The following is a 22488-nucleotide window of genomic DNA, read 5'->3' as shown; positions in this document are numbered from 1 at the left end:
CGGGCTCAGTTTACTTTCCGAGGACTCCAGATGGCATACTCATATACCGAAAAGAAACGGATCCGTAAGAATTTTGGTAAATTGCCTAGTGTTATGGATGCTCCGTACTTGCTCGCGATTCAAGTCGACTCGTACAGAACATTTTTACAAGATGGCAAATCACCAAAAAACCGCGAAGATATCGGTCTGCAAGCCGCGTTTCGTTCAGTTTTTCCTATAGAAAGTTATTCTGGCAATGCTGCTTTAGAATTTGTTGAGTATAGTCTTGGTAAGCCTGAGTTTGATGTACGCGAATGTATTCTTCGTGGCTCAACTTATGCAGCACCAATGCGCGTAAAAATTCGTTTGATCTTAAAAGATCGCGAAACTAAATCAATTAAAGACGTGCGCGAGCAAGAAGTGTACATGGGTGAAATGCCACTCATGACCGATAACGGTACATTCGTTATTAATGGTACTGAGCGTGTAATCGTATCTCAATTACACCGTTCACCAGGCGTGTTCTTTGACCACGATAAAGGCAAGACTCACTCTAGTGGTAAAGTGCTTTATTCTGCGCGTATTATTCCTTACCGTGGTTCATGGTTAGACTTCGAATTTGATGCAAAAGACCTTGTATTTGTGCGTATTGACCGTCGTCGTAAATTACTCGCGACTGTGGTTCTTCGTGCTTTGGGTTATAACAATGCGCAAATCTTAGACTTGTTCTATGAAAAAGTGCCTGTATACCTAGACATGGGTAGCTACCAGATTGACCTTGTTCCAGAACGCTTGCGTGGCGAAATGGCACAATTTGACATCGTAGATAATGATGGCAAAACCATTGTTGAGCAAGGCAAGCGTATCAACGCGCGTCATGTGCGTCAAATGGAAGCTGCTGGCCTAGAAAAACTTTCTGTGCCTGATGAGTACTTGTACGAGCGTATTACTGCAGAAGACATCCCACTTAAAGATGGTGATGTGATTGCAGCAAATACCTTGTTAAGCCATGAAGTGATGGTGAAATTGGCTGAAGGTGGTGTTAAACAATTTAACATTCTATTCACCAATGACATCGACCGTGGTTCATTCGTTGCAGATACTTTACGTGCAGACACCACGACAGGTCGTGAAGAAGCATTGGTAGAAATCTACAAAGTAATGCGTCCAGGCGAGCCACCAACGAAAGAAGCGGCTGAAAACTTATTCAATAACTTGTTCTTCTCTTCAGAACGTTATGACCTCTCTCCAGTCGGTCGTATGAAGTTCAACCGTCGTTTGGGTCGTCCTTACGAAGTGGGTACGGATCAGAAGTCTCGTGAAGTTGAAGGCATTTTGTCGAACGAAGATATCACTGATGTATTAAAAACATTGGTTGAAATCCGTAACGGTAAAGGTGAAGTCGATGATATCGACCACTTGGGTAACCGTCGTGTGCGTTCAGTAGGTGAAATGACTGAAAACCAATTCCGTGTTGGTCTAGTTCGTGTAGAACGTGCTGTTAAAGAACGTTTAAGCCAAGCTGAAACAGATAACTTGTCTCCGCAAGATTTGATCAATGCGAAACCAGTGGCTGCTGCAATCAAAGAATTCTTTGGTTCAAGCCAATTATCTCAGTTCATGGACCAAAACAACCCATTGTCTGAGATTACGCACAAACGTCGTGTATCGGCGCTTGGTCCTGGTGGTTTGACACGTGAACGTGCGGGCTTTGAGGTACGTGACGTACACCAAACTCACTATGGTCGTGTATGTCCAATCGAAACGCCTGAAGGTCCAAACATTGGTTTGATCAACTCGCTTTCTGTTTATGCGAAATGTAACAATTTCGGTTTCTTAGAAACTCCATACCGTAAAGTGGTTGATGGTCGTGTAACCGATGAAGTTGAGTATTTATCTGCAATTGAAGAAGTAGGTACTGTGATTGCACAGGCCGATTCTGGCGTAGATAAAGACGGTAACTTAACAGAAGAATTTGTTTCTGTACGTCACCAAGGTGATTTCGTACGTATGCCGCCTGAAAAAGTGACGCATATGGACGTTTCTGCACAGCAGGTAGTTTCTGTTGCTGCATCACTGATTCCATTCCTTGAACACGATGACGCCAACCGTGCATTGATGGGTTCAAACATGCAGCGTCAAGCTGTGCCTACATTGATTGCTGACAAACCGCTTGTAGGTACAGGCATGGAAGCAAATGTAGCGCATGACTCTGGTGTGTGTGTGATTGCGGGTCGTGGTGGTCGTATCGAATTCGTCGATGCTTCACGTGTCGTGATTCGTGTCAACGAAGACGAAATGGTTGCAGGCGAGGCAGGTGTAGATATCTATAACCTGATCAAATATACACGTTCGAACCAAAACACTTGTATTAACCAAAAAGTTCTTGTGAAACTTGGTGATAAAGTTGGTCGTGGTGATGTATTGGCTGACGGTCCATCAACAGATGGCGGTGAGCTTGCACTCGGTCAAAACATGCGCGTTGCGTTCATGACGTGGAATGGTTACAACTATGAAGACTCGATCTTACTTTCAGAGCGCGTACTTCAAGAAGACCGTTTAACCTCGATTCACATTCAAGAATTGTCGTGTGTTGCACGTGATACGAAATTGGGTGCTGAAGAGATTACAGCGGATATCCCGAATGTGGGTGAAGCTGCACTGTCTAAGCTTGATGAATCAGGTATCGTATATATCGGTGCTGAAGTGACTGCGGGCGATATCCTTGTAGGTAAAGTAACGCCTAAAGGTGAAACGCAGTTAACACCAGAAGAAAAATTGCTTCGTGCAATCTTCGGTGAAAAAGCAGCTGACGTAAAAGACTCATCTTTACGTGTTCCATCAGGTACCAAAGGTACAGTGATTGACGTTCAAGTGTTTACACGTGACGGTCTTGAAAAAGACGAACGTGCGCAAGCAATTGAAAAAGCTCAGCTAGATTCATACCGTAAAGACTTGAAAGAAGAATACAAAATCTTCGAAGAAGCAGCACGTGAACGTATTGTTCGTTTGTTGACAGGTCAAGAGTCTAACGGTGGTGGTACAACCAAGCGTGGAGATAAGCTTTCTGCAGACGTATTGTCTGGTTTAGAATTGGTTGATTTACTTGAAATCCAACCGACTGATGAAGCCATTGCAGAGCGTTTAACGCAAATTCAAGTGTTCTTGAAAGAGAAGAGCTTTGAAATTGATGAGAAGTTTGCAGAGAAAAAACGCAAACTTTCTACAGGTGATGAATTAACAACAGGTGTATTGAAAGTTGTTAAGGTTTACTTGGCTGTTAAACGTCGCATCCAACCGGGTGATAAGATGGCGGGTCGTCACGGTAACAAGGGTGTTGTTTCTAACATCTTACCTGTTGAAGACATGCCGCACGATGCTAATGGTGTTCCAGTCGACATCGTATTGAACCCACTGGGTGTACCGTCACGTATGAATGTGGGTCAGATTCTAGAGACTCACTTAGGTATGGCAGCGAAAGGTCTTGGCGAAGAAATCGACAAGATGTTAAAAGCACAACGTACTGTACTTGAGCTTCGTGGCTTCTTAGACAAAATTTATAACAAAGTTGGTGGCGAGCAAGAAGATCTTGATAGCTTAACTGATGATGAAATTTTGGTGCTTTCAGGTAACTTGCGTGCGGGTGTTCCACTTGCAACGCCAGTATTCGATGGTGCTGAAGAATCACAAATTAAAGACTTGTTAGAGCTTGCGAACATTTCACGTACTGGTCAAACAGTATTGTATGATGGTCGTACAGGTGAGCAGTTTGACCGTCCTGTAACTGTAGGTTACATGTACATGTTGAAACTGAACCACTTGGTAGACGACAAGATGCACGCGCGTTCTACTGGTTCTTACTCATTAGTAACTCAACAGCCGCTTGGTGGTAAAGCACAATTCGGTGGTCAGCGTTTCGGTGAGATGGAAGTCTGGGCGCTTGAAGCATATGGCGCAGCTTACACGCTTCAAGAAATGCTTACTGTTAAGTCGGATGACGTTGAAGGTCGTACCCGTATCTATAAGAACATTGTAGATGGTAACCATTATATGGACCCAGGTATGCCTGAATCGTTCAACGTATTGACCAAAGAGATCCGTTCTTTAGGTATCAACATTGAACTGAAAAATGGTGACTAAGAAATCTCCCCCAGCCCCTCTTTATTAAAGAGGGGAGCAAATCCCCCTTTACAAAGGGGGATTTAGGGGGATTAGATATTCCCAAATTTCAGTAAAAACAATATTTGTGACCCAGTTGTGTAGTGAAAGTCTCCACAACACACGGAGAAAAAAATTGAAAGACTTGCTCGATATCATGCGCAAAAAGACGGATTCAGACGGTCATGCTCCAGTTGAGTTTGATCGCATCCGTATTGGTCTTGCGTCACCAGAAATGATTAAGTCATGGTCTCATGGTGAAGTTAAAAAGCCTGAAACCATTAACTATCGTACGTTCAAACCAGAACGTGATGGTTTATTCTGTGCCAAAATTTTTGGTCCAGTCAAAGATTACGAATGCTTGTGTGGTAAATACAAGCGTATGAAATACAAAGGCGTCATTTGTGAAAAATGTGGCGTTGAAGTAACAACTGCGAAAGTTCGTCGTGAGCGTATGGGTCACATCGAGCTGGCGTCTCCAGTTGCACATATTTGGTTCTTAAAATCACTTCCGAGCCGTATCGGTCTATTATTAGACATGACTTTACGTGATATCGAACGCGTATTGTATTTCGAATCTTACGTAGTAACTGACCCAGGTATGACTCCATTTGAGAAATACCAACTTCTTAATGATGAAGAATACTTCAACGCTTTAGAAGAACACGGTGATGAATTCACTGCGAAAATGGGTGCAGAAGCTGTTCAAGACTTGTTAAAAGACATCGATCTTGAAAACGAAATTTCACGTTTACGTGAAGAAATTCCAAACACAACGTCTGAGACGAAGCTTAAAAAAGCGTCTAAGCGTTTGAAGTTGATGGAAGCGTTTAAAGAGTCGAACAACAAGCCAGAATGGATGGTGATGAATGTACTTCCAGTACTTCCACCAGATCTTCGTCCGTTAGTACCACTTGAAGGTGGTCGTTTCGCGACTTCTGATTTGAACGACCTTTACCGTCGTGTGATCAACCGTAACAACCGTTTAAAGCGTCTTCTTGACCTTGCAGCGCCAGACATTATCGTACGTAACGAAAAACGTATGTTACAAGAGTCTGTAGATGCATTGTTAGACAACGGTCGTCGTGGTCGTGCAATCACGGGTTCGAACAAGCGTCCATTGAAATCTTTGGCTGACATGATCAAAGGTAAGCAAGGTCGTTTCCGTCAAAACTTACTTGGTAAGCGTGTTGACTATTCGGGTCGTTCGGTAATTACTGTAGGTCCTACTTTACGTCTGCACCAATGTGGTCTTCCGAAGAAAATGGCACTTGAATTATTCAAGCCATTCATTTTCGCGAAACTACAAGCATCTGGCCAAGCAACAACCATTAAAGCTGCGAAGAAAATGGTTGAGCGCGAAACTCCAGAAGTTTGGGACGTTCTTGCTCACGTGATTCGTCAACACCCAGTGATGTTGAACCGTGCGCCTACACTTCACCGTTTGGGTCTTCAAGCATTTGAACCGATCCTGATTGAAGGTAAAGCGATCCGTCTTCACCCACTCGTTTGTGCTGCGTTTAACGCCGACTTCGACGGTGACCAAATGGCGGTACACGTACCATTAACGCTTGAAGCGCAGTTAGAAGCGCGTGCGTTAATGATGTCGACCAACAACATCTTGTCTCCAGCGAACGGTGAGCCAATCATCGTACCGTCTCAGGACGTTGTCTTAGGCTTGTATTACATTACTCGTGATGCGATCAATGCCAAAGGTGAAGGCATGGTGTTTGCAGATACTCACGAAGTTAACCGTGCACTTGCAACAGGTCAGGTAAATTTACACGCTCGCGTAAAAGCACGTGTACACCAGACTGTGATTGATGAAAATGGTAACCGTGAACAACAAACAATTGTTGTGGATACCACACCAGGTCGCTGCTTACTTTGGGAAGTTGTGCCAGAAGGTATGGATTTCCAACAAATCAACGTTGAGATGACCAAGAAAAACATCTCTAAATTGATTAACTCTTGCTACCGTAAATTGGGTCTTAAAGATACAGTGATCTTTGCGGACCAATTGATGTACTTAGGTTTCCGTCAAGCGACACGTTCAGGCGTATCGGTAGGTATGGAAGACATGGTGATTCCACCTGCGAAGTACTCAATTATTGAAAAAGCGGAAGTTGAAGTTCGTGAAATTGAGCAACAGTTCGAACAAGGTTTCGTAACTGCGGGCGAACGTTACAACAAAGTTGTCGATATTTGGGCACGTACGAACGACCAAGTAGCGAAAGCGATGATGGACAACTTGTCTTTTACCACTGTTAAAAACAAACAGGGTGAAGATGAGAAGCAAAAATCATTCAACTCGATCTATATGATGTCTGACTCAGGTGCCCGTGGTTCGGCAGCTCAGATTCGTCAGTTAGCGGGTATGCGTGGTTTGATGGCGAAACCAGATGGTTCGATCATTGAAACCCCAATTAAAGCGAACTTCCGTGAAGGTTTGACAGTACTTCAGTACTTCATTTCAACACACGGTGCACGTAAAGGTTTGGCCGATACAGCACTGAAAACAGCGAACTCTGGTTACTTGACACGTCGTCTTGTAGACGTAGCGCAAGACTTGGTTATTACTGAGCCTGACTGTGGTACTTTGGGCGGTCTTGTAATGACTCCGTTCATTCAAGGCGGTGACGTGATCGAGAACTTAGGTACTCGAGTACTGGGCCGTGTTGTTGCTGAAGATGTGAAGAAAGCAGGTTCTGATGACATTATCCTGCCACGTAACACTTTGATTGATGAGAAACTTGCAAACTTCCTAGAAGAGCAAGGTGTCGATGAAGTTAAAGTACGTTCAGTGGTTGCGTGTGAATCTACATTCGGCGTATGTGCGAAATGTTATGGTCGTGACCTTGCACGTGGTCATCAGGTGAACCCTGGTGAGTCTGTGGGGGTTATGGCTGCACAATCGATTGGTGAGCCGGGTACACAGTTAACAATGCGTACCTTCCACGTAGGTGGTGCTGCAAGCCGAACGTCTGCTGCAAACAGCGTACAAGTACGTAACAAAGGTACTGTACGTTTCCACAATGTGAAAACAGTACAACATGCCAAAGGACACTTGGTATCGACTTCTCGTTCAGGCGAAATCGGTATTGCGGATGATTTAGGTCGTGAGCGTGAGCGTTATAAACTGCCATACGGTGCGTCTATCTTGTTGAAAGATGGCGAAGCTGTAGAAGCTGGCGGTATTGTGGCGACTTGGGATCCGCACACACACCCGCTTGTAACAGAAGTTGCAGGTAAAGTACGTTTCAGCCAAATCGCTGATGGCGTAACTGTTACCTCTAAAACTGATGATACAACGGGTATGACGACGATTGAAATCTTACCTGTGACTGCACGTCCTGCGTCTGGTAAAGATTTACGTCCTGCGGTTGTTCTTGATACGACTGATGGTGGTGAGCAGTTCTACTTCCTACCACAAAACACGATTCTTTCTGTCCGTGATGGCGAAACAATTGGTGTGGGTGACGTTATTGGTCGTGTACCACAAGAAACTTCACGTACGCGTGACATTACCGGTGGTCTACCGCGTGTAGCTGACTTGTTCGAAGCACGTAAACCGAAAGAGCATGCGATTCTTGCTGAAATTTCAGGTGTTGTAAGCTTTGGTAAAGAGACTAAAGGTAAGAACCGTTTAGTGATTACTCCAGATGATGGTTCTGAGATTTACGAAGAACTGATTCCAAAATGGCGTACCATGAACGTGTTCGAAGGCGAACATGTGAACCGTGGTGAGACTGTTTCTGATGGTCCACAAAACCCACATGACATCCTACGCTTGAAAGGCGAAGTTGCGCTGACCAACTACATCGTGAACGAAGTTCAAGACGTATACCGTCTGCAAGGTGTAAAAATCAACGACAAGCACATTGAAGTGATCGTACGTCAAATGTTGCGTAAAGTTGATATCACTGATGGCGGTGATACAAGCTTCATCAAAGGCGAGCAAGTGGATTACATCCGCGTGATGCAAGAGAACCAAGCTGTTCTTGCGCAAAACAAGTTCCCTGCGAAGTTTGAACGTCAATTGATGGGTATTACCAAAGCATCGTTGTCTACTGACTCGTTCATCTCTGCTGCATCGTTCCAGGAAACTACACGTGTGTTAACTGAAGCGGCTGTAACAGGTAAAGAAGATGATTTACGTGGCTTGAAAGAGAACGTAGTTGTAGGTCGTTTGATTCCTGCAGGTACTGGTCTTGCGTATCACTTAGAGCGTCGTCGTCAAGAAGCTGAAGCTGCAGAGCATGAGCTTGTAAATGACTTCTCTGATGTGGATCAAGCATTAAGCCAAGCATTTAGCGATGAGTTTAACGGTCTATAATTAGCCCTTTAAACGCGTGAAAAAGCCACCTTCGGGTGGCTTTTTTTTGTCCTTTTGTTACAGAAGCTGATTTAAGCTTTTATAAATTTCACATTTTTCCTATATTAAAAATATAAGTACACAAATCTCCTTACTTCATTAACGATTAAAAAATAGAGGTGGTTCGACATGAAATTGACATCAAAACTATTGGGCTTAAGCATCTTCGCATTTGTGAGCCAAACGATGGCAGCGCCGATGCCGAATACCATCACCGTGGAGGATAAGGCGGTTGTACCGATTGTCAAAACACAGATTATTCGCAGTGTCGCGGGTCAAGACCCAGTGCGGACGACCGAAGCGACTATTTTTGAAGTGAAAAATGGTGGTAAAGATATTGTGGCGCGTGAAGTGGTTCTCGAAGAAAATGCCAGCCAATTTTCAGATAAAAAAATGTCTGCACCAATTGTGCAAAAAGGTAGCGTGATTGTTCCGACATCCAAAGTTGAAGTGAAATCGACCTTGAGTCAAGGTGGTGTTGTCCTTGCAGAAGGTAAGCAAGTTGATGCACAAGGGGTTGAGTTTAAGAAAGGGCAGGAACCTGTACGTAAGGAGCTGAAACTGGATCAAGTGAAAGACCCGAACAGTCAAGAAAGTGTGACGCGTGCGGTGCTCCAAGAAAATGGCACCACCACCAAAGATGTGGTTGTGGTGAAAGAGCCTGAATAATCTTGAGTTGAATGCGGATGAGGCCCTCTAAGGAGGGCTTCTTGCTTACAAATTTTCAGCAATAGCACCTGTAACCGTAACATTTCACGGGTTTTAAGTTCATACTGATCTTTTATGCTGTAAGAAATAGCCAATAAGGACAAATCTCATGAAAAAATATATGAGCATTATTGCAGTGGCATCTCTTTCGACGATGCTGTTGGCAGGTTGTGAAAATATGAGCGCTTCTGAGCAACGTATTGGGACAGCGGCTTTAGGCGGTGCAGTAGGTGGTGCTGCGGGGAATAGCCTCGGTGGCGGTGTAGGTGCAGCCGTTGGTGGTGGTGCTGGTGCGGCTGTGGGCAGTAAAGCTCAAGGTGGATCAAACCGTAATGCAACCTACAGTGGTGTTGGCGGTGCGATTGGTTCAGCAGTGGGTAAAAGCGTGTTTGGTGGTAATACCGGCGCTGCCATTGGTGGTGCCATCGGCGGTGGCGCAGGCGCTGCAATTGAAGAACGTAAATAATGTTTTAAGTTCAGATTTTCAAAAAAGCACTTCATGGAAGTGCTTTTTTTATAGCTGTGCCGGTTTAGGTTTTTTACGACGGATATATAAAGTCTTTTCCACTTCTGCAATTCGAATGCCAGCTTCATCATAAATATTTAAGGTATAAATACGATGTACGGGGGCATAGTTGTCGGCCAGTTGTTTCACGGTCGCGATTTCTTGGGCATCAAGATGAAAGTCTGCATAGACTGTACTGCGACCTGGGCTGAGAAATTGGATAGAGGCTGCTTTGTCCCAAACAATATATTTATTGCCTAAGTGGTGCATCAGCAGGGTCATATAAAAAGGGTCGACCATTGCATATAAACTCCCGCCAAAATGTACGCCGACAATATTTCGATTTTGTCGAGTGAGGGGCATTTTGACGCGAATGTGGTAGTGTTTAAGGTCAAATTTTTCAATTTGAATCCCTGCACCTTTAAAGGGGGCAAAATGATTGAGAAAGTATTTCGCGACAATCGGCTGTGTCACAAGTTTTTTTAAAATGCTCATTTCGGTCAATGGTATCTGATGAACTTCTATCCATACTAGAGAAGATCAAATCAATTGGCATTGATCGTTTTGCCACTAAAGTATAAAAAACAGTCAATAACAATAAGGAGCTGAATATGGAGCAGCAAAGTTACTGGGTACAAACTACAGATCAGCAAAGACTCTATGTGAAAACATGGGGCAATGCGAACAATCCTGTGCTGGTCTTGGTGCATGGCTATCCAGATAATCAAGAGGTCTGGGAGCCTGTGATTGGGCATTTGGTGCAAGATTATTATATTGTGACCTATGACGTTCGCGGTGCAGGGATGTCGAGTGTGCCGCGTCGTACACGGGCCTATGCCTTGCCTCAGCTATCGCTAGATTTGGAAAGTGTGGTGAATAGTGTGATCCCACAGCGTAGCTTTCATCTGGTTGCGCATGACTGGGGTTCGATTCAGTCATGGGAGTCCGCGACTGAGCCAAAATTTAGAGAGCGTATGCTGTCATTTACCACCATTTCAGGCCCATGCTTAGACCATGCCGCATTTTGGATGCGTGAACAGTTCACACAACACAAGTCTCAATTTTTTAAGCAGTTAACGAAGTCTTGGTACATTGCGGCCTTTCAGTTGCCTTTTTTAGCACCAACCGTATGGCAGTTTTTTAGTCCCGATCATTGGGGCAAAGTTTTATCGCGTTTAGAAGGACGCTCAGACTTACCGCTGAATCATCACATTGCTGCCGATGGTAAACACGGGGTTGCACTCTACCGAGCTAACTTTATTCCACGTCTGACCAAACCTCGGGAACGCTTTGCAATTTGCCCCGTACAGGCGATTGTGTTGGAGCAAGATCAATTCGTGAGCCCAGCCTTGATCGATGAAATGCCGAAGTGGGTCGAGGATTTTCAACGGGTGAATGTAAATGCCAACCACTGGGCAATCTTGAGCCAGCCTGAGATAATTGCTAAAGAAATCAAAAAATTTGTTCAAAACTGGCGTTGTGTTGAAGCCAGTTGAAATGATCTGTAAAAGAGAAAGGCGCAGGCGACCTGTCAGGGCAGAATTTTTTGGTTATTTTCTGATAAAATGCGCCTTTCTTCCAAGTCACTCTTTTCACTATGTTCGCAATTCTTGCCGCTATTGGGGTCATGTTTGGACTTTCATTAGCTCGTGTGCCTGTAGTATTTGCATTAATTATTGGTGCTGTCACAGGTGGTTTATTGGCTGGTTTAGGGCTACACGGTACCCTCGAAGCATTTAACAATGGACTTGGGGGCGGCGCAAAAATTGCGTTGGCTTACGGGGTCTTAGGTGCATTTGCTTTGGCTTTGGCACGCTCAGGTTTACCTGACTTGTTGGCCTATAAGCTTATTAAAACATTGAAAGGTTCGAGCAATGAAAAGGCACAAAATCGGGTTAAATATCTGATTTTTATAACCGTCGCGTTAGCAGCCATTTGTTCACAAAACGTCATTCCTGTGCATATTGCGTTTATTCCAGTCCTGATTCCTCCTTTATTAAGTGTGTTTAACCATCTTCAGTTAGACCGTCGACTAATTGCTTGTGTTCTAACCTTTGGTTTGGTTGCCACTTATATGTTGGTACCATTTGGATTTGGTGCGATTTTCCTGAATGACATCTTAGGTCAAAATATTAATACTTTCGGGCAACCCTACGGCTTTAAAATCAATTATGCCGATATCCCTTCAGCAATGGCCATTCCTGTTTTTGGCATGTTTGTTGGTTTATTGGTTGCTGTATTCTTTAGTTACCGTAAGAAACGTGTATACGAAGAAGTACATGTGGAACCAGTGCAGCAAAGTATTTCTTCTGAACTTGATATCACGGGTGAGAAGTCTAAGCCCGAAATTTCAAAGTTTACGTTATCTATGGCTCTCATTGCGGTAGTTGCTACGCTTTGGGTACAAATTGCATCAGATTCTATGATTTTAGCTGGTCTGGTTGGTGTTGCGATTTTGAGCTGTGCGGGAATTTTTAAATGGAAAGAAGCAGATGATGTGATTATTAGCGGTATGCGAATGATGGCATTAGTTGGTTTCATTATGATTGCAGCACAAGGTTTTGCATCTGTTATTTCTGCGACCAATCAAGTGCCAGCATTGGTAGAAGCATCAGTGCAGTGGATTGGTTCTAGCCAAGGACTCGCTGCATTTTGGATGCTATTGATTGGCTTACTGATTACTTTAGGAATCGGTTCTTCGTTCTCTACCATTCCAATTTTAGCAATTATTTATGTGCCGTTGTGTATCCAGTTTGGTTTCAGTCCAGCGGCAACCATTGCGATTATTGGTACGGCTGCGGCACTCGGTGATGCGGGTTCTCCGGCTTCTGACTCCACTTTGGGACCGACTTCGGGTTTGAATATGGATGGTCAGCATGATCACATGAAAGACAGTGTGATCCCGACCTTTATTCACTTTAATATTCCACTCATGATTTTCGGTTGGATTGCGGCCATGGTGTTGTAATTAAAAATCCAATGATTATAAAAAGGCGATTTTAAATCGCCTTTTTTATTATTTATTCAGATTAAAATAATCGGGTTTATAATGTTAATTCGGATTAAAAAGGTTGGAATTAAAATATATTTATTTTGATTCTTCGTTATTAATTTAAAACCAACAAAAACAGTATATTTAATATTTAAGTCAATTAAAAACAATTACTTAAAAATAGTATTTAAAATACATTATTATTATAATTGCATATTAATTACACTCTTGTTTATGATGAGTTAATGTTAATTTTTATATTAATTATTTTACAAACAGAGGTTGTTTGAAATGTTGAAGCAAATTGCTCTAATTACATTAATGGGTCTTTCTGCATCTGCTGCAATGGCAGGTCAATGGCAAATCAAAGTCGGTGGATCTGCAATTGCGCCAACGCAGGACACGAAAATTGCGAATGGTACATTAACGGTTGAAGCAGATAGCGAACTCGCGTTTACGCCATCGGTTGAATATTTCTTTAATGACAATATTTCTGCAGAGTTACTGCTAGCAACGCCAATTAGCCACGATATACTCATTAATGGTGCAGAAGCAGTAAAAATTAAACATTTACCGCCAACATTAACTGCAAAATATAACTTTAAAAACTCAACAGGTTTCACGCCTTATATTGGTGTCGGTGCAACAGCTTTTATTGCATGGGATGAGGAGGGTGTGAAGAGCGTAAAAGAAGATTTTGGTTATGCTGCTCAACTTGGTTTTAACTTCCAACCTGCCGATGCGAAAAACTGGGGCGTGTTTGCAGATGTCCGTTATGCAGACTTAAATCCAGAAGTAAATGTAAATGGTACAACGAAGTTTAAATTAGATATCGATCCAGTGATTTATACACTCGGTTATAGCTACAAATTTTAATAATCAAAAGTAGCTTTTTAAGAACCTCATCAATGATGGGGTTTTTTTTATGCAAAGACTAAAGTTGAATAGTGGTCAACGTTGAAATAAATCACGATGATTCAGTATTAAAAGAAAATCGTCTATAGAATGGATAGAAACAGAATAAGAGAGTGATAAAAATGAAATCTATGCTCGGAATTGGTTTAGTCTGTGGTTTGGCGTGGAGCATGCATGCTCAAGCGGCCAGTTTTAATTGTGAGAAAGCGAAAACCACGACAGAGCACGCAATCTGTGAACATCGCCAAATCAATGACGCCGATGTGAAAATGACCACCACCTATACCATCTTAAAACGTCTTGTTCCGATGGGGACACGTGGCTTGATTCAGGATGAGCAAGTGAAGTGGTTGAGTCTCCGTGACCGCTGTGGTGCTTCACAACGTTGCCTCATGGATGTGTATAAAATGCGCCAGCAGCAGTTAGAACTACAGCTAGATCGTATTTACCGTCAGGGCCCATTTTAAAAAAAGCAAAAAAACTTGCGATTGCTATTGAAAAACGTATCGCTCACTCCAATTCATTAAGCATTCTCTATAAGACTTAATACATTAAGGAGCGATTGATGAGCGAGCAAAACGTACATAAACATAGTTTCCAAGCTGAAGTGGCTCAGCTATTACATTTAGTGACGCATTCACTGTATTCAAATCCTGACATTTTCCTACGTGAATTGATCTCAAATGCATCCGATGCCTGCGATAAATTGCGTTTTGAAGGCATTAATCATCCTGAATATTATGAAAATGACCCGGACTTACATGTGCGCGTCAGCTTTGATGAAGCCAATCAAACACTGACCATTTCAGATAATGGGATTGGTTTAACTGAACAAGAAGCGATTGACCACTTAGGTACGATTGCTAAGTCTGGAACCAAGGACTTTATGTCTAAGCTCACCGGTGACCAGAAATCAGATGCACAACTGATTGGTCAGTTTGGTGTCGGTTTCTACTCAGGTTTTATTGTGGCTGACAAAATTGCCGTAGAATCACGCCGTGCAGGTGTGCATGCCGATCAGGCGGTACGTTGGACCAGTGCGGGCACAGGTGAGTTCGAAGTCGAACAGATCCACAAAGACAGCCGTGGTACCGATATTATTTTACATTTGCGTGAAGATGCGTTGGATTATTTACAGTCGCATAAAGTGAAGCAAATTATCAATAAATACTCGGATCACATTAGCCTGCCGATTGAGATGCAAAAAGAGGTTTGGCAGCAAGAAGAAGCGGTCGAAGGTGAAGAACCAAAACCGGGTCAGTATGTGAAAACGGGTGAGTGGGAAGCGATTAACTCAGCCAGCGCCCTGTGGACACGTAATAAAAATGAAGTGACTGAAGAGCAGTACGTCGAGTTTTATAAGAATCTCAGCCATGATTTTGAAGCGCCACTGGCATGGGCGCATAACCGCGTCGAAGGCAGTACCGAATATACACAGCTGTTGTATGTACCGAGCAAAGCTGCAGCGAATATCTTTACCCGTGAAGCCAAAGCGGGGATTAAGCTCTATGTAAAACGGGTCTTCATTATGGATGACGCGGATAACTTGATTCCAAACTATTTACGCTTTGTTCAAGGGGTGGTCGACAGTGCCGATTTACCATTGAACGTTAGTCGCGAGTTGTTACAAGAAAGCCGTGATGTGAAAACCATTCGTGAAGGGAATGCACGCCGTGTATTGACCATGCTGGATGCTTTAGCCAAATCGGAAGATAAAAAAGATCAAGAGAAGTTCAAAACCTTCTACCGTGAATTTGGTTCAGTATTGAAAGAAGGTTTGGGCGAAGACTTGGGTAACCGTGAGCGTATTTTAAAACTTTTACGCTTCTCAACTTCAAACAATGATGCGGTGAGCACTTCTTTGCAGGACTATAAAGCGCGTATGCCTGAGGGGCAAAAAGCGATTTACTATGTGACTGCAGACAGTCTCAATGCTGCGAAGAACTCGCCACAACTTGAGCTGTTTAAGAAAAAAGGCATTGAAGTCTTACTCATGGCAGACCGTGTCGATGAATGGGCAATGGAATTTGTGCATGAGTTTGATGGCACACCAATGCAAAACGTGGCGAAAGGTGCAGTCGATTTAGGTGATTTACAAGATGCCGAAGAGAAGAAGGCACTTGAGGCAGCTGCAAAGCAGTTTAAACCTGTGGTTGAAAAACTATCTGACTCATTGAAAGCCAAGACCAAAGAAGTGCGTGTGACCACACGTTTGGTGGATTCACCTGCATGCTTGGTGACAGGTGAGGGAGAGCTTTCTCCACAACTGATTCGTATGCTGCAACAAGCGGGTCAGGCCGTACCTGAAAGCAAGCCAATTTTGGAAATTAACCCAGAGCATCCATTGGTGAGAAAATTAGAAAATTCGGCACAGTTTGATGACTTGGCTAATGTAATTTTTGACCAAGCGGTGATTGCTGAAGGCGGCTTACCTGATGATCCTGCCGAATATATCAAACGGATTAACAGCTTATTGCTTCAATAAACCATTATATGTTTAAAGAAAGCCTATCGTTAAGATAGGCTTTTTTTATGTCAATGAGTTGGATCAAGCACCTTAATATCTGTTGAACGCATCGATTAAATTGGCGGAAAAGAAGCTGATGTGGATATTCGTGGATAAGTGAGAACTTATCCACAGTTCAGCCTAAAGATTCACCATGCCATTAAAATAAAGCTTCAAAACGCACCAAAGCACTGACGTAATGGCTGCGGTCTTCACGGTGATCGTTAAAATAATTTAAGTCACCTTGGATATAAAACCACTCCCTTAAGAACGGTTGACGCCACGAGACAAAAGGTCCCCAACGGTTCAAACGCAGGTCGTCGTTGTTGTAGAAACCGCCGGTATAAATGCCGTAGTTAAAACGATTGCCATGAAAGAATTGGTGTTGTCTAAAACTATAGTTATCCCAGAGCAGATCATCATCCTGATCGTCTGCATAGGTCAGACTGAACTGATTGGATAAAAATGGTTGATTGAGTCGTGCATGAGTCAGCTCTAGGTTGGTACGTAAATAATTTTCACTGTCGATACCATAACGATAAATCTGTTCAGCATAAGCGCGGAAATCATTGTCGAGTTTCCATTCTTTCGATAACTCGATACGTGCATAGATATCATCTCCTGAACGTACCCCCAAGTCGAAATCTGTTTCAAATGGCAGGCGATCTGACAGTTGTGACCATCTTAAGGCCAGTGAGCTATTGGCATCACGGGTTTGACGACGGTCAAATGATTTATCGTTATTCACACTGGGTGGATTTTCATTGCTAATTGCAACATTGTTTTGCAGCTCGTTATCTAAAGAGTCATCACCAAACACCACACTGAGTTTATGTTCTAAGGTTGGAAGCTTAACCCGGCCCCGAATCCGCGGTTTTACATCGTATTCATCATGTTTATTCCAACGGTTATCGACCAAGACCCGTAAGGTGGCTGTGGCCGGTTTTTTAGGATCGGTTTCACCAAACCAGTTGTCCATTTTCATGGCGGTTCGATCTGCCCAGTTTCGAACTTCTTTTTGCTGGCGGTCGACCCACGTGCGTTCTTCAGTGAGGTCTGTCGTGGGCACAATCAGCTCGTCCGATTCTTCAGGTAGAACGGTTGGAAGTGAGTCAATCCACTGTGGAATTTGATATAAAAGTCCACTACCTTTGGGGGGCGATGCGATTTTGTCAATTTCAGCCACGTCGTGAGGTGGCACAAAATGTTGTGTGCTGTTGGTATTGCTTTCCGCCCAAGCCACGTTGACGTATGTACCTAAACTTAGGCAGAAAAATAAAGAGATGGATCCCACATGTTGAGTTCTTAGCATGCTTTCGTACTTTATTGTTCTTCGATGTTTTAGTGTTGTAAATTTCACATAAGAACACAAGTAGAAAATACAAAACTCTACAACTCGCTGCCCAGTTGTTTTTGAATAGAATCAAATAATTGAAACACAGTGATAGGTTCAGGCAAAGTAGAAATCGTATTTTGAATCAGTTGCCAACTGATGCCGTGCTGTCGGTCTAAGACTAAGCACGGATACGCGATCTCAGTACGTGAGAGTTCAACCCGCTTTTGACCATGAATTACTCGAATTTTTTGTCGTTCTTTTAACACTAAAATGGGTGTATTTACGTCCGCGGGGCTTTCTTCAAAATGAATAAATTTACGGCTATTGAGGAGATCGGCCAGAATAAATGGATGATAGCCTTCAATATGCCATACCAGTTTGGCCTGTTGGGTATACAGCTGAAAAATCGAAAACACATCATGTATGTGAGTCTGTAGCTGATCCCATTCAATTTCACGGATGGCTGCGACTTGATGTTGACAACTCTGGGCAAATTGTTGGCTCAGGCGAATGGCTTCCGTGGGACTGTCAGCACCGAATAGAGCCAAATACTTAATAAACCCTCCGTGCTGATGGGTCTGTTCTGCCAAATAGATGGGATAATCCAAGCAGTGATCGAGTTGGTCGCTGTGGATCAGAAAATCGATATTTTGACTGATCTCGATGTGCCCTGAAATGTCGATACCATACAGCTTAGGATCTAAGTTTGGTTGATGCAGCGTGCGCAATTGCGCTTGATATTGCCCCAGATTGATCTGTGTGGGCAGTATGAGTTGCGCAGCAGGGGCTGTTGTTTTTGAATTGTCTGTATGGCTATCCTGCACAACAGGGTGTGGTGTTGCCACTTCGCTTTCAAGTAGATTATGCTGATGAGATACAGATGAAATGTCTGTATCTGGTGGTTCAGCCAAGATCGATCGCCTTTGGATAAAGTCCTGAATGGTGAGCGTTGAAATAGATGCACTTGGCTTAAGGTCAAATCGAATGGCTGCAGCGGTCTCAATGATAAATTCTTCCTGAGGCGGACATAGCCCATCACTTAAAAGTGACAGATTGCTGAGAATCAAATGATTTTCTGCTAATACCTCAGATTGAAGATCTAAATCTGTTTGTACGATATCGACCTGATTTTCAGGTTCCTTATCTTGTTTGATACTTAGCTCAATAGTATTGATTGAGACGATATCTTCTACAGTGTTTTGGTTAAAAGACCTGAGTTCGGATTCTTCAATTTGAGTTGCATTTGGGTTGCTGTTAAATGGAGGTTGAATTTCCGTATTGAAATAAAGCATTGCTTCAGCCTTAGATAAAACCAGACCAGAATCTGGGCTGACTTCGGGGAAGTCTGACTCAGACTCTTGGGTTCGTTCAGCCAATGTATCATCATTTGTAGCAATGCTTAAAAGCTCAATACCCGTGAAAACAAAAGCGTCAGTAACCACATTGTCCTGTGCCTGCCCTATGTCAGTTTTTTCCTCGAATGTTATTGCAACAGGGACGATAAACTGGTCTCGTGCAACTTCTGCAACTTCTGCAACTTCTGCAACTTCTGCAACTTCTGCAACTTCTGCAACTTCTGCAACTTCTGCAACTTCTGCAACTTCTGCAACTTCTGCAACTTCTGCAACTTCTGCAACTTCTGCAACTTCTGCAACTTCTTCGGATATTTCTGGTGTCGTAATAAAAGGTACGTTCTCGGGTTGTTGAGCACTTTGTGCATGGCTCAAAAACCATTGGTAAGCATGCTCAAACTTTATGTGCCATGGGCTGCTATGCACTGTAGCTGGGGTGTTTTGAAAAACAATTTGCCAACCTAAACCTGATTTATATAAAAAACCCCATGCGAAAGCCGCCTGCTGTTTTAAGGCATCGGTTAAAGAAGATTCATATTGAAACAGTCCAATGTAGGCATGCTGGTAGGGGCTTTGCTTTATCCAGCGTTCAGCTGCAGCTTGAGGCTGAGTCAGCGCCTTATACGCTTCGAGTTGTTTTTGAAAAATGGGTTCATCACAGAGTGCAAAAATTTCACGGATGCGTTTTTTCGAGCGCGCAATTTCAAAAAAAGACAGAGGTTGATGCTCCAAACCATCAATCAATTGATGTAGTTCTTTGATCAGCAGTGCTTTTTCGATTGCTTTCATACGCTGAACTCTAAAGTTGTTTTTGTGCTTGTTCCAAGTAGCTTGCCAAAACCATATTGATGGCCAGTTCAAGTAATTTATATTCGGCTGAAGTCGGCTGCGTATATTGTTGTGCAAAAGCTATCAATTGATCAAGGTCAATGGCTTGGGGGGGAATGCGGCCTTGAATGAGGGCTTGTAAATTTTGCATAGGTATGTGCTATTGAGTGCATTTAATTTATTGGTTTTGGAATTGGGTCTTCTTGTTTGATCATAATTAGAAAAGAATAAATAGGCAAAAATTATTCTGCACGTGATACGAGAAAAGGGTAGTGAAAAATGTAGATAATTTCGATTTCAGCACAGATTGAATTAAATATTTTTGCCCTAGAGGGTTCATAGCTGAAATTTTTTGTCAGTTCTTTGCAATTTTGGGCAAAAAAATAGGCAATCAACATTGCCTATTTTTGACCAAGTCAGCGCAAATTACGCTTCTTGATGTGGTGCAGCCGCAGGAGCATCAGCCGTTGCCGTTTGAGTGTCTGCTGGTTTTTTTACAGGAAAATCTGGAACAAAAACAACTTGTGCAGAAACAGTTGCAGAAAGAGCCATTACAGCGACAGCCAAAGCATATTTAACAGCGTTCATGATTTTTCCTCTAAAAAAGAGGTCTCACTTAGGAGACTGGGAGTTTTAAAAAGATAAATTTCGCATGAATAATATCAAAAAATGATCGATTTAAGCGCTGGTTTAGGCCATTAAAAGATGAATGATGAGTTCATTTATTGTTAAAAAACAATAGATTAGAATAAATACTCTAGTTTGGTATAGAGTTTTTACTCCAGTGCTAAGCTATTTGAATTTAAAGTGAAAATTTAGATTTTTCAAGTTTGAAATGAAGCTTGAAAGTAGGACTTTTTGTCTGAAATGAGACCTGAAAAAGGACGTAGAGTTAAATGATTAGTTGTTTAAATATTCACCATTTTGAAGTCTTTTGATTGTGCACACTGTGTAAGTTTTTGCTGTGGAATGTTTAAGTTATCTATTTTTGATTAAAAATTCACCTAAGATGAACAGGCAAAAACAACAATAGCTGAGGACAAACAGATGGCCATTGCAAAAGTGGTAGAAGTCAATTCAAGCAGTGCGAAAAGTTTTGAAGATGCGATTCAGACAGGGATCGCAAAAGTCACCGAGACGGTGAAGAATGTTCAAGGTGCTTGGATCAATGAACAAAAAGTGGTGATTAAGGACAACCAAATTGTAGAATATCGGGTCAATCTTAAAATTAGTTTCTTGGTCGATTAAACACAAGTCCATTTTTTTATAACCTATAAAAAATCCCCGCAGATCGGGGATTTTCTTATCTATGGATAGGGCTCAGTTAAGCTCTGAATCCAGTATCCTTATGATTGTTTTGGTGTTTCACAAGACTCATCTGAACACTGTGCCGCATTATTTTCTTCTGCTGGCATTTGTGCTTTTTCAATGACTTGTAAAAAGACTTCACGCGGCTGCGCACCCGCTAAAGCCACACGTTGATCGAAAACAAAGAACGGCACACCTGTTACTTTCAGTTGTTCACGCGCTACTTCTTGGTCAAACTTCACGAAATCTGCATATTCGTCAGAATCCAGCACATCATCTACTTCAACTGGGTTTAAGCCAATACGAGAGGCCACATCTTCAATGGTTTCACGTTCACCAATCGGTAAGCCTTGCGTCATATAGCTAAAGAAAAAGGCTTCTTCGGCTTCATTGCCTAAACCGTGGCTTTGAGCAAGGTGGATAACACGGTGTGCATTGAAACTGTTGCCTGAGTTGGCATTTTCCCAGTTAAATTCAATGCCTTCTTCCGCAGCCATTTTGGCAATATTACGTTGCATCTCTTCAACTTCAGCCACTGTGCGACCATATTTTAGTGCGAGACGTTCTGAGTTCGAAATTTCTTGGCGTACTGGTGCATCTGGATCCAGTTCAAAACTGTGCCAATGCACTTCCAATTCCACACCAGCTTGTTCAGCCGCCGCTTCTAAACGTTTTTTGCCAATATAACAAAAAGGACAAACAACATCTGACCAAATATCTACACGCATGGGATTTCTCAAAATAGTAAAAAGAGCAATTAAGGAAATGATGGGGATGAGTTATAAAATTTAAAGCAGGTCCATTAAAAAAAGCTGTTTCGCTATGGATTCAATCAGTTGAACCCTCTGGGCTTGACCGCTTATCTGACAACTACGCAACACAAAGATCGAAAAATATACAATAGGGTTAAGGCGCTCAGTTTGAACACGCCTTTTTATATCTCTTAGCGTTTGGGATTGTTTTATGAAATTTTTAAATTCTCTTCCAGTTTTTTATTGTGTTCTTCTTATTATGCCGACTTTGCTGCAAGCCAATGGTGAGATCGTGAGTCTACCGACTTTTAAAACCATGGCGGAATCAGAGCTACGTGCTGAAACGGGCGTGATTCCTTATCAACAGGATGAAAACATTCGTAAAGCCTTGCAGCACCGTATCGTTCAGTTACAGGATGATGCACAGTCTTTTGTGGTCGATCCGACTATCACTCAAAATATCGATATTTTGCCACCTGCGGTCACCGCAGATCTAAATTCTGTGCCGCCTTTGTTACGTGAACATGTCTTAAACATCGCCGCTGGTTTACAGTCGTCTAATCCAACTGAAGGTTTGTATATCATGTTGCAGCCGTTTGGCATTGACCGTAATGCGACCAATGTACAAATTGCCCGTGAACAAATTTCGATTGGGCAGATTGATCGGAATTTTATGCAAGGGATTCAACAGAATAGTCAACAACCGAGAACAGCTCCAGCGAAGTAACACGTCCTTATTCGTTTATCACCAGTACATTCCTCATCCACTTGGAG

Annotated in this window: 17 protein-coding genes; 11 read left to right on the top strand and 6 right to left on the bottom strand. The window is 42.7% G+C overall.

Annotation, left to right across the window (positions count from 1 at the left end):
• Window positions 1-30: 30 nt before the first annotated feature.
• The 4 genes from rpoB to AC5EUN_RS15205 all read left to right on the top strand — a co-directional run bounded on the left by rpoB (window position 31) and on the right by AC5EUN_RS15205 (window position 9686).
• Complete coding sequence (gene rpoB, locus AC5EUN_RS15220; protein ID WP_010325733.1) at window positions 31-4119, top strand: DNA-directed RNA polymerase subunit beta; 4089 nt, start codon at window positions 31-33, stop codon at window positions 4117-4119.
• 154 nt (window positions 4120-4273) lie between these two features.
• Window positions 4274-8473: a DNA-directed RNA polymerase subunit beta' gene (gene rpoC / locus AC5EUN_RS15215; protein WP_493352413.1), complete on the top strand. Its 4200-nt coding sequence runs from the start codon at window positions 4274-4276 to the stop codon at window positions 8471-8473.
• Window positions 8474-8641: 168 nt separating this feature from the next.
• Window positions 8642-9181 (top strand): hypothetical protein, encoded by a 540-nt coding sequence (locus tag AC5EUN_RS15210; protein ID WP_058868761.1) that lies wholly within the window; start codon window positions 8642-8644, stop codon window positions 9179-9181.
• A gap of 148 nt (window positions 9182-9329) precedes the next feature.
• Window positions 9330-9686, top strand: a complete 357-nt coding sequence (locus tag AC5EUN_RS15205) for a DNA transfer protein p32 (RefSeq protein ID WP_058868762.1) — start codon at window positions 9330-9332, stop codon at window positions 9684-9686.
• Between the two features lie 48 nt (window positions 9687-9734).
• On the opposite strand, the gene AC5EUN_RS15200 is transcribed toward AC5EUN_RS15205, so the two are convergent.
• A complete protein-coding gene (locus tag AC5EUN_RS15200) occupies window positions 9735-10220 on the bottom strand; it encodes a DUF4442 domain-containing protein (RefSeq protein ID WP_004978660.1) in 486 nt (161 codons plus the stop codon).
• A 116-nt stretch (window positions 10221-10336) separates the two neighbouring features.
• Here AC5EUN_RS15200 and AC5EUN_RS15195 point away from each other — a divergent pair, with 116 nt between their 5' ends.
• The 5 genes from AC5EUN_RS15195 (at window position 10337) to htpG (ending at window position 16117) form a co-directional block, all read left to right on the top strand.
• Window positions 10337-11221 (top strand): alpha/beta fold hydrolase, encoded by an 885-nt coding sequence (locus AC5EUN_RS15195; RefSeq protein ID WP_493352412.1) that lies wholly within the window; start codon window positions 10337-10339, stop codon window positions 11219-11221.
• Between the two features lie 101 nt (window positions 11222-11322).
• On the top strand, window positions 11323-12693 hold the full coding sequence (locus AC5EUN_RS15190) for a Na+/H+ antiporter family protein (RefSeq protein ID WP_004978663.1): 1371 nt from the start codon (window positions 11323-11325) through the stop codon (window positions 12691-12693).
• A 315-nt stretch (window positions 12694-13008) separates the two neighbouring features.
• Window positions 13009-13593 (top strand): OmpW/AlkL family protein, encoded by a 585-nt coding sequence (locus AC5EUN_RS15185; protein ID WP_159152921.1) that lies wholly within the window; start codon window positions 13009-13011, stop codon window positions 13591-13593.
• Window positions 13594-13754: 161 nt separating this feature from the next.
• Window positions 13755-14099, top strand: coding sequence for a lysozyme inhibitor LprI family protein (locus tag AC5EUN_RS15180; RefSeq protein WP_159152922.1), 345 nt, complete (start codon window positions 13755-13757; stop codon window positions 14097-14099).
• 98 nt (window positions 14100-14197) lie between these two features.
• The gene (gene htpG, locus AC5EUN_RS15175) at window positions 14198-16117 is read left to right on the top strand and encodes a molecular chaperone HtpG (protein WP_159152923.1); all 1920 of its coding nucleotides are present in this window, start codon (window positions 14198-14200) and stop codon (window positions 16115-16117) included.
• Between the two features lie 181 nt (window positions 16118-16298).
• Here htpG and AC5EUN_RS15170 read toward each other — a convergent pair whose 3' ends face one another.
• The 4 genes from AC5EUN_RS15170 to AC5EUN_RS15155 all read right to left on the bottom strand — a co-directional run bounded on the left by AC5EUN_RS15170 (window position 16299) and on the right by AC5EUN_RS15155 (window position 20242).
• Window positions 16299-17450, bottom strand: a complete 1152-nt coding sequence (locus AC5EUN_RS15170; protein WP_159152924.1) for a hypothetical protein — start codon at window positions 17448-17450, stop codon at window positions 16299-16301.
• Window positions 17451-17527: 77 nt separating this feature from the next.
• On the bottom strand, window positions 17528-19615 hold the full coding sequence (locus tag AC5EUN_RS15165) for a hypothetical protein (protein ID WP_493352411.1): 2088 nt from the start codon (window positions 19613-19615) through the stop codon (window positions 17528-17530).
• 10 nt (window positions 19616-19625) lie between these two features.
• The gene (locus tag AC5EUN_RS15160) at window positions 19626-19805 is read right to left on the bottom strand and encodes a hypothetical protein (protein ID WP_159152926.1); all 180 of its coding nucleotides are present in this window, start codon (window positions 19803-19805) and stop codon (window positions 19626-19628) included.
• A gap of 275 nt (window positions 19806-20080) precedes the next feature.
• The gene (locus tag AC5EUN_RS15155; RefSeq protein ID WP_004692748.1) at window positions 20081-20242 is read right to left on the bottom strand and encodes a hypothetical protein; all 162 of its coding nucleotides are present in this window, start codon (window positions 20240-20242) and stop codon (window positions 20081-20083) included.
• A gap of 459 nt (window positions 20243-20701) precedes the next feature.
• Here AC5EUN_RS15155 and AC5EUN_RS15150 point away from each other — a divergent pair, with 459 nt between their 5' ends.
• The gene (locus AC5EUN_RS15150) at window positions 20702-20902 is read left to right on the top strand and encodes a dodecin family protein (RefSeq protein WP_004978694.1); all 201 of its coding nucleotides are present in this window, start codon (window positions 20702-20704) and stop codon (window positions 20900-20902) included.
• 98 nt (window positions 20903-21000) lie between these two features.
• Here AC5EUN_RS15150 and AC5EUN_RS15145 read toward each other — a convergent pair whose 3' ends face one another.
• Window positions 21001-21690: a DsbA family oxidoreductase gene (locus tag AC5EUN_RS15145; protein WP_010325744.1), complete on the bottom strand. Its 690-nt coding sequence runs from the start codon at window positions 21688-21690 to the stop codon at window positions 21001-21003.
• 235 nt (window positions 21691-21925) lie between these two features.
• Between AC5EUN_RS15145 and AC5EUN_RS15140 the strand changes: the two genes are divergently transcribed.
• A complete protein-coding gene (locus tag AC5EUN_RS15140; protein ID WP_159152927.1) occupies window positions 21926-22441 on the top strand; it encodes a hypothetical protein in 516 nt (171 codons plus the stop codon).
• Window positions 22442-22488: the final 47 nt, after the last annotated feature.

This window comes from Acinetobacter sp. CAU_H_S170_2, assembly GCF_058890445.1.
Note: the sequence above shows the minus strand (reverse complement) of the source record. Positions and strands in the feature narration are given on the sequence as shown.

What these genes read in the sequence shown, in the direction of transcription:
- rpoB (WP_010325733.1), top strand. Translation starts at nt 31, where the DNA reads ATGGCATACTCATATACCGAAAAGAAACGGATCCGTAAGAATTTTGGT.
- AC5EUN_RS15210 (WP_058868761.1), top strand. Translation starts at nt 8,642, where the DNA reads ATGAAATTGACATCAAAACTATTGGGCTTAAGCATCTTCGCATTTGTG.
- AC5EUN_RS15205 (WP_058868762.1), top strand. Translation starts at nt 9,330, where the DNA reads ATGAAAAAATATATGAGCATTATTGCAGTGGCATCTCTTTCGACGATG.
- AC5EUN_RS15200 (WP_004978660.1), bottom strand. Translation starts at nt 10,220, where the DNA reads ATGAGCATTTTAAAAAAACTTGTGACACAGCCGATTGTCGCGAAATAC.
- AC5EUN_RS15195 (WP_493352412.1), top strand. Translation starts at nt 10,337, where the DNA reads ATGGAGCAGCAAAGTTACTGGGTACAAACTACAGATCAGCAAAGACTC.
- AC5EUN_RS15190 (WP_004978663.1), top strand. Translation starts at nt 11,323, where the DNA reads ATGTTCGCAATTCTTGCCGCTATTGGGGTCATGTTTGGACTTTCATTA.
- AC5EUN_RS15185 (WP_159152921.1), top strand. Translation starts at nt 13,009, where the DNA reads ATGTTGAAGCAAATTGCTCTAATTACATTAATGGGTCTTTCTGCATCT.
- AC5EUN_RS15180 (WP_159152922.1), top strand. Translation starts at nt 13,755, where the DNA reads ATGAAATCTATGCTCGGAATTGGTTTAGTCTGTGGTTTGGCGTGGAGC.
- htpG (WP_159152923.1), top strand. Translation starts at nt 14,198, where the DNA reads ATGAGCGAGCAAAACGTACATAAACATAGTTTCCAAGCTGAAGTGGCT.
- AC5EUN_RS15170 (WP_159152924.1), bottom strand. Translation starts at nt 17,450, where the DNA reads ATGCTAAGAACTCAACATGTGGGATCCATCTCTTTATTTTTCTGCCTA.
- AC5EUN_RS15165 (WP_493352411.1), bottom strand. Translation starts at nt 19,615, where the DNA reads ATGAAAGCAATCGAAAAAGCACTGCTGATCAAAGAACTACATCAATTG.
- AC5EUN_RS15160 (WP_159152926.1), bottom strand. Translation starts at nt 19,805, where the DNA reads ATGCAAAATTTACAAGCCCTCATTCAAGGCCGCATTCCCCCCCAAGCC.
- AC5EUN_RS15155 (WP_004692748.1), bottom strand. Translation starts at nt 20,242, where the DNA reads ATGAACGCTGTTAAATATGCTTTGGCTGTCGCTGTAATGGCTCTTTCT.
- AC5EUN_RS15150 (WP_004978694.1), top strand. Translation starts at nt 20,702, where the DNA reads ATGGCCATTGCAAAAGTGGTAGAAGTCAATTCAAGCAGTGCGAAAAGT.
- AC5EUN_RS15145 (WP_010325744.1), bottom strand. Translation starts at nt 21,690, where the DNA reads ATGCGTGTAGATATTTGGTCAGATGTTGTTTGTCCTTTTTGTTATATT.
- AC5EUN_RS15140 (WP_159152927.1), top strand. Translation starts at nt 21,926, where the DNA reads ATGAAATTTTTAAATTCTCTTCCAGTTTTTTATTGTGTTCTTCTTATT.